A 718-nucleotide genomic window follows, 5' to 3' on the forward strand; every position below is an offset into this window, starting at 1 on the left:
AAAAATATGAATTAACCAGTGAAATCAAAAAAATCAAACATGCTCTTACTCGAAATATTATAACTCTTTATCGCATTCGTGCTTTAAAAGATTTCGATGATATAAAGGCGGGGTCTTTAGGCGGCTTTATTGAAAAGGAAGTTAACCTATCCCATGATGGCAATTGCTGGGTCTATGATGAGGCTTGTGCCTACGGTCATGCAAGAGTGTATGAAAATGCAAAAATACGGCATTATTCGCAAGTCTGTGGTCAAGTTTATGGCAATGCTGAAGTCTATGGAAAAGCTTTTATCTCTCAATATGCTAAAGTTTATGACCATGCTTTTGTCTATGGCAATGCTCATGTTTATGGCAATATTTATGGGAATGCTCATGTGAATGGTAGTGCCCGCATTCTTGCTGATGCTCATATTTATGACCATGCGCATGTTTCTTATGATGCTACGGTTTTTAGTTATGCACGCGTCTATGGTCATGCCAAGGTTTCTGGCTCTGCTTGCATTTATAGCCATGCAAAAGTTTATAATTATGCTGTTATTAATGGTCGTGCTAAAATTTATGGCAAGGTTTATGGAAATGCTTGTGTGAGTGGCTCTTGTGAGATTTATGGCTCTGTTTATGGCAATGCTAAAATCTCATATTGTGCAACGATCTGGGGGCGTGTTTATGGCAATGCAAAAATCAATAAAAAAAGCAAAGTAAGGTTGGTTCCAAAAAA

General features: G+C 37.6%; 1 protein-coding gene. It reads left to right on the forward strand.

All coding sequences use genetic code 11. The annotated features are described in order from the left end of the window. The coding region (locus ACFINL_RS09770; protein ID WP_375651495.1) for a hypothetical protein at positions 1-718 on the forward strand (718 nt) is incomplete at both ends.

Source organism: Bartonella sp. AA78NXGY (assembly GCF_042197005.1).
Taxonomy (GTDB): domain Bacteria; phylum Pseudomonadota; class Alphaproteobacteria; order Rhizobiales; family Rhizobiaceae; genus Bartonella.